Below are 6621 nucleotides of genomic sequence, written 5' to 3'. Positions count from 1 at the left end.
CCAGCCCCACTGTGGCACATCGCAGCCGCCACCTAAGACGCTGTGACGGCAGCGACCGCACGGGCGGCCGGCCGGTTCGCGTTTCCGCCAGCTACGTACGCGCCGACCGCGGTGGTGGCGGCGTCGGTGTGCACGGAACGTCGATGGCGGAGAGGGTCATGAGGGTTCTGCCAGAACGGTTAGGGCCGCGTCGAGTGCAGCCGGCGTGGTGGTGGCGTGAATGCTGAAACGTATGCGGTCGTCCCCGTGCACGGTTGCGGTCACGCCCGCTGCGTCGAGCCGTTCGTGGACAGCCGGGGCGTCGCCGTGCGGAATGCCCACCACGACAAGACCCGCGCGTTCATGCGGTGCAACGGGCGACAGCACCGGCATGCCTGCAGCGAGGAGTCGGTCGATGAAGGCGGTCGCCGTGTCCTCGATGCGACGCTGGACGGTGGCGATCCCGACCGATTCCAGCTGTGCGAGCGCCGTCGCGAGCGCGCCGGATGCGAACGGCGATCCGTTGGTCATCGAGAAACGCTGTGCGCCGGGGAGCAGCTCGTGGGGCACGCCGTCGTAGTGCGAGGGCCTTTCGACACCGGTCCAGCCACCAAGAATTGGCCGGAGGCGCCCAAGGCCCCGGGGGGACAGTGCCACGAAGCCCGTGCCCCATCCCGCTCTGAGCCACTTCTGACCGCCGACGACGAGCGCGTCGGCCAGGGTCCAGTCGGCGTCGACGACACCGAATCCCTGGATACCGTCGACCACGAGGAGGCGGTCGCCGATCGCCGAACGGATGCCGGCCAGGTCGGCGCGAACCCCGGTGCGGAAGTCGACCGCGCTGACCGCCACTGCGACGGTGTCCGGCGTGAGGGAGGCTGCCACGCGTTCGGGCGTTACCGGCGCGAGCTCGTTTCCGGGCACGGCAGGCAGAATGCGCACGGTGGTGAGCCCTGCATCCTGTGCTCGCCACCACGCATACAGGTTCGAGGGGAACTCCGCACCACTGACGAGCACCGCGCCGCGCGGCAGGCCGAAGGCAATCTGGAGGAGGCCGAGCGACGTGCTGGGCGTCAGCACCACCGCGCTACGGTCGAACCCGGTAAGGCGCGAGACTGCCGCGAGAGCATTCTCGTCCTCCGCATGCAGTCCCGCCGAGGGAACACCGGCGCTCGCCTCGGCCGTGAGCCGGCCGATCGTCTCCACGACCGCGCGCGACGGTGGTCCGTAGCTGCCGAAGTTAAGGTATCCGGTCGGCTCGGCGAAGGAGGCGAGGTAGTCGTCGAGTTCTGCCGTCACGCGAGCACCCGCTGGAGGAACTGTCGGGTACGCAATTCGCGCGGGGGCCCTATCACCTGCTCGACCGTGCCTTCCTCGACGATGCCGACGTCGGCCAAGAATACAATCCGATCAGCGACCTCTCGGGCGAACGCGATCTCGTGTGTGACGACGAGCATGGTCATGCCGTCGCACGCCAGGTCGCTCATCACGCGCAGTACCTCCCCGACGAACTCGGGGTCGAGCGCCGACGTCGGCTCGTCAAAGAGCAGGAACAGGGGCTTCATCGCGACGGCCCGCGCGATGGCGACGCGCTGCCGTTGACCGCCTGAGAGCTGCCCAGGGCACGCGTCGACTCTGTCACCGAGGCCCACGCGCTGAAGGATCTCGACGGCCTCGGCGGCGCAGCTAGCCCCCCGCCCCGCCACAGTCGTCGCCAACGGATTCCTGCCCTGCTGCTGTCCTGCCCCCCACCCGGTGCACCAAGGGGTGAAAAACCCCTGCCGTGCCGCCTCGCCTCCTGGAGCTCCGACCATGACCGCACCCCGCAGCCCTGACGCCTTCAGCGGCCTCGCCGCCGCAGGCCTGACGGCGATCAGCGATACCCCGTGGTGGTTCGCGGTCCTCATCCTGTTGCCCAGCCTGCTCGGGGCGGTGACCCAAAGCTTCACCGAGGTACTCGCCAGCATCTCGAGCTTCCGCTCGGAGTCGGTGCGAAGGCAACAGCGGGACCGGCTCCTGAGACTCGCCGACACCGACAGGGGCCTGAGCCACCTCGAACGCGTACCGCAGCACACTCCGTCAACCGACCCCGGCCCGCCCAACCCGCCTGACGTCAACCGCTCACCCGAATCACCCCATGACCGAGCCACGCCGCCAGTCCCCGCTCGGCGTCAGCTCGCGGCGTCGATGACCAGCGGGACTCAACGAGCTGAAGTCATCCGAACGTGGCGACCAGCCGCCCGATGACTTCGCCGCGCTCGAGCCGGCCGATCCCGTCGGCGATCTCGTCGAACCCGATTCCGGTGATGTGCGAGGACAGCTTGCCTTCGGCGACGAGGTCCAGCACCGCTGCGCAGTCCTCCTTCGTTCCGGCCTGCGAGCCGACGAGTTCGACCTCGTTGAGGGTGAGCGCCTGTAGGTCGATCTCGGCTCGGGCGCGGCCGAGGCCCACCTGGACGATCCGGCCGCCCCGGCGGACGGAGTGGATCGCGCCGTCGGTGGTCGTCCCGAAGCCGGCGAAGTCGATGACCACGTCGAGGCCCGCGCCGGCGAAGTCGGTGATGTCGTTGGCGACCTTCTCGGCGCCGAGTGAGTGTGCCAAGTCGTGAACGCGCTCGTTTTTCTCGGCGACGAACAGCGTGGCGCCGAGTGCGCGCGCAGCCTGCGCGCCGAGCAAGCCGAGCCCGCCGAGGCCGATGATCCCGACCCGGGAGCCGGCGGAAACCTTCCCCTGGACAGAGACCGCATGGTACGAGGTGAGACCTGCGTCAGTGGCGGCTGCCGCCTGGTCGAACGGCACCCCCTCCGGCAGCGCGACGACGAGTCGTTCGAGGACGACGACCTCGTCCGCGAACCCGCCATTCTTCGATGTGCCCGGTCCTTCGATGGCCGCGGGGATGACGACCTTCTGACCGACGGTGAACTGGGTGACGTCCGATCCCACGGCGGAGACGACGCCCGCGATCTCATGACCGAGCGTGATCGGACGGAACGGCAGCAGGGGCGTCAGTGTGCCGTCGAGAAACCCGACGTCGCTGTGGCAGAGCCCAGCGGCGCGGACGTGCACGACGAGTTCGTCCGCGGCCGGCGTCGGTGTCGGCACCTCGTTCAGGGTGAGGGGTGCTCCGACTTCGGTGAACTGCCATGCGCGCATCGTCTGCTCCTTGAACACTTGTCTCCCGGCGGGTAGCCGGTGTGATGAGCCGCGTGTGTGATCGGCCCCCGGAACCATACTGGAACCTCGTCCCAAAAATACTCTGCCCTACGCTCGGATCATGACTACCTCCCATCCTCGCCGCGGGCGACCACCGGCCTCGTCCCGCCAGGCGCTCGAGGAGATCGCCTTCGAGCTCCTGCTCCGTGACGGCTACGAGGCAACGACGCTGCAGGCCATCATGACCGCGGGCGGTGTCGGGCGCTCGACGCTGTTCCGCTACTTCGGCTCGAAGGCGGGGATCGTGTGGGGCGAGTTCGACCGTGCCGTCGAACGACTGCGATCAGCACTCCATGACGCCGACGACGCGCCCGTCATGGCGGCCGTGCGATCGGCGGTTGTCCAGTCGACGCGCCTGTCCCAGGCGGCGGCACCGGAATCGTGGCTCGATCGCTTCCGGGTGCTCGACCGGGACGCCGCGCTCGTCGCGGAGACTGCTGCGCATTGGCGTATGTGGGCCGAGCTGGTGAGCGGGTACGTAGGGGAGCGCACAGGGCTCGATGCGAGCGCTCCGGTTCCGGCCGCGATCGGCGGGGCCGTGCAGGCGGCCTACGTCGCGATGCTCAGGCGGTGGGCCGCGGCGGACGAGGCGGTCGACATCGACGAGCTGGACGACGCACTGCGTCCGGTCACCGACGCGTTCCAGGCGGTCCTCGACGGCACATCGCGGGGCTGACCGGCGGACTGCGCGACGCGGAGTGTATTTTTGGGACCGAGTTCCGAAAGTCGGATACTCCGCATGGACGAAGGAGTCCTCCTCATGGGTCGTCTGGACAGCAAGGTCGCGATCATCACTGGCGCGGGACGGGGCATGGGTGCCTCGCACGCACGCCGCTTCATCAAAGAGGGGGCGAAGGTCACCCTCACGGACGTCAACGAGGACGCCATCCGCGAGCTCGCCAAGGAGCTCGGCGACAACGCGCGGTACACGGTGCAGGACGTCACGAAGCTCGACGACTGGAAGCGCGTCGTCGATGAAACCGAAGCGGCGTTCGGCAACGTCACCGTGCTCGTGAACAACGCGGGCATCCTGGGACCGATCGCCAAGACGGCGGACCTCGAGGAGGACGACTACCTCAGGGTTTGTGCCATCAATCAGCACTCGCAGTTCCTCGGCATGAAGTCGGTCATCCCGTCGATGCAGCGTGCGGGCATAGGGTCGATCGTGAACATCTCGTCGCTGGCGGGACTGCGCGCGAACTACGGGTTCCCGAGCCTTGCATACGTCGCGAGCAAGTTCGCGAGCCGGGGAATGACGAAGGCCACCGCACAGGAATACGGGCGCGACAACATCCGCGTGAACTCCGTGCACCCGGGCTTCATCAACACACCGATGATGGTCGAGGCGACCGACGAGAGCGGTGGCGACGCGCTGGCACAGATCTCCCTCGGACGGCTCGCGGAAGCGGACGAAGTGTCCTCGCTGGTGCTGTTCCTGGCATCCGATGAGTCGTCATACATCACAGGCGCGGAGCACAAGATCGACGCAGGCATGTCCGCAAACTGACGTCCCGGCTGCGAGAATCCCGAGAAGCTCGGCCCTGAGCACTAACCTCACGGTCACAAAGACCTACCACGGCTCCCAGGCCGGGACCATGGCCAAAGGGCAGGAAGATTACGACGGCCACTAGGCACGGCAAAGGGCTGGCGCCCGCTGCCACAACGGCCCGGACCGGCCTGTCCTGAGGGCCGCCCCGGCAAGGGGCGGCCCTCAAGTGCCTCCTGCGCCGGGACCCCGGTCCACCGGCCGCGACAGGGCGCCTCCCCGGTGTCCCCGGGCCGGGATCGGACAACCCCGGCTCTTTCCACCGTGGCCCGCCTTCACCTGCAAGCCCTCGTGGACGTCATACCGCAACTCGACGTCCGCGAGGTGGGACCCGTCAGCTGGCTGATCCGACAGGGGGAGGACAGCGCCGTGATGATGGCCGTGTTCATGGACGCCGCCCGGGCTGCCGGTGTGAGTAAGTGCGTGGTCTCGTACTACGCGAGTCTGGGCGTCCCGGAGTGGCCCCGTCACCTTCGACGGCGTCCGCTACCCGGGCGTGTCCGAGCTCACCGCGCTGCAGAGCGCCGCCTTCGGCGTACCCGCCGACCGGCACGCCGAGGCCACCCGCACTATGCCGTCCACGATCAGCGCGGTGTCCTTGCGGTAGCGGCGCCGCTGCTCCAGCGCCAGGCGCGGGCCGACGTCATCGATGATCCGGCCGACGGCGGACTTCGATACGCCGAACAGAGGTGCGAGTTGCCGCAAGGTCAGGTTCGTCCGCCAGTACGCGGCGACCAGCAGGCCCCGGTCCTCCAGCGGCAGGCCCCAGGGCCTGCCCCGCCGCGTCGCATCAGCGCCCTCACTGCGCAGCACGGTCACCAGCTTGCCGAACAACCGTGGACTCAGACCGGTCAACGGGGCTGTCCAGGACAGCTCCGACGCAGTGATCACACTACCCACATCAAGATCATTTCACAGCCGACAGGCTGGCTCAGCCGGTGCCGTGGACGACGGTGCCGTTCCGCACGATCGTCATCTTGCGGGGGACCGGGCTCCCCCGCGACGGAAACTCGGATGCGGGTGCCGCACGGCCACCCCTAGGCTGCGCTCGCGGAGAGGGCGAGGCGCCCTATCGACCGTCAGTGGATCGGAGATGCACGGGGTATGACCAGCCAACTGTTCGCGATCTGCTTCAATGCCACCCGGCCGTCGGGCCTAGCGCGGTTCTGGTCCGGGGTCCTGGGCTGGGAGTTGGCCGACGGTCCGGACGACGACGTCGCGATCCTTCCCCCTGATACCGCCGGGTTCCGCATCCGTTTCCTGCCGAGCCAGGAGCCGAAGATCGGCCAGAACCGGGCGCACTTCGACCTGACGAGCACCTCCCCGGATGATCAGCAGCAGACGGTGGCCAGGGCGCTGGAACTCGGCGGGAAACACATCGACGTGGGCCAACTCCCGGAAGAGGGGCATGTGGTGCTCGCCGATCCAGACGGCAACGAGTTCTGTGTAATCGAGGCGGGCAACAAGTTCCTCGCCGACACCGGCTTCGTCGGAGCGCTGGCCTGCGACGGTACGCAGGAGGTCGGTTACTTCTGGAGCAAGGCGCTGCGGTGGCCGCTGGTCTGGGACCAGGACCAGGAGACCGCGATCCAATCGCCGAACGGCGGTACGAAGATCACGTGGGGTGGTCCTCCGGTGGCGCCGAAGACGGGCACGAACAGACTGTACTTCGAGCTGGCGCTCCCCGCCGACGCCGACTGGGAGGCGGAGGTCGACCGCCTGATCTCGCTCGGCGCGACGCGCGCCGACATCGGCGAGGGCGACAGCGTCCGGGTGCTGATGCTCGACCCCGACGGCAACGAGTTCTCCGTGCAGAGGCCCCGATAGCGGGGCTGTTGTCGGGTGACCGCGTGTTTCACAGGCGTTCGCCTGTGAAACACGC

Annotated in this window: 5 protein-coding genes and 2 pseudogenes; 3 read left to right on the top strand and 4 right to left on the bottom strand. The window is 68.4% G+C overall.

Translation table 11 applies throughout. From position 1 onward, the window contains the following. Positions 1-156: 156 nt before the first annotated feature. The 3 genes and pseudogenes from ABT114_RS49725 to ABT114_RS49715 form a co-directional block, all read right to left on the bottom strand. Positions 157-1278, bottom strand: a complete 1122-nt coding sequence (locus ABT114_RS49725; protein WP_351153825.1) for an aminotransferase class V-fold PLP-dependent enzyme — start codon at positions 1276-1278, stop codon at positions 157-159. After that, positions 1275-1685: pseudogene (locus tag ABT114_RS49720) on the bottom strand (ATP-binding cassette domain-containing protein); the annotation flags it as partial. The gene ABT114_RS49725 and the pseudogene ABT114_RS49720, both read right to left, overlap by 4 nt. Before the next feature lie 509 nt (positions 1686-2194). Next, a complete protein-coding gene (locus tag ABT114_RS49715) occupies positions 2195-3133 on the bottom strand; it encodes a zinc-binding dehydrogenase (RefSeq protein WP_351153822.1) in 939 nt (312 codons plus the stop codon). 121 nt (positions 3134-3254) lie between these two features. Here ABT114_RS49715 and ABT114_RS49710 point away from each other — a divergent pair, with 121 nt between their 5' ends. Together ABT114_RS49710 and ABT114_RS49705 are read left to right on the top strand one after the other, a co-directional pair. Continuing rightward, positions 3255-3869 carry an acyl-CoA-like ligand-binding transcription factor gene (locus tag ABT114_RS49710; RefSeq protein ID WP_351153819.1) on the top strand — a complete coding sequence of 205 codons (615 nt, stop codon included), beginning with the start codon at positions 3255-3257 and terminating at the stop codon, positions 3867-3869. A gap of 84 nt (positions 3870-3953) precedes the next feature. Further along, a complete protein-coding gene (locus tag ABT114_RS49705) occupies positions 3954-4700 on the top strand; it encodes an SDR family NAD(P)-dependent oxidoreductase (protein WP_351153816.1) in 747 nt (248 codons plus the stop codon). Between the two features lie 612 nt (positions 4701-5312). Here the strand turns inward: ABT114_RS49705 and ABT114_RS49700 are convergent. After that, positions 5313-5639: pseudogene (locus tag ABT114_RS49700) on the bottom strand (helix-turn-helix domain-containing protein); the annotation flags it as partial. Positions 5640-5843: 204 nt separating this feature from the next. Between ABT114_RS49700 and ABT114_RS49695 the strand changes: the two are divergent. Continuing rightward, positions 5844-6566 carry a VOC family protein gene (locus ABT114_RS49695; protein WP_351153814.1) on the top strand — a complete coding sequence of 241 codons (723 nt, stop codon included), beginning with the start codon at positions 5844-5846 and terminating at the stop codon, positions 6564-6566. Positions 6567-6621: the final 55 nt, after the last annotated feature.

It is taken from the genome of Streptomyces sp. NPDC002088 (assembly GCF_040296605.1).
GTDB lineage: Bacteria > Actinomycetota > Actinomycetes > Streptomycetales > Streptomycetaceae > Streptomyces.
This window is presented reverse-complemented; position numbering and strand designations above follow the sequence as displayed.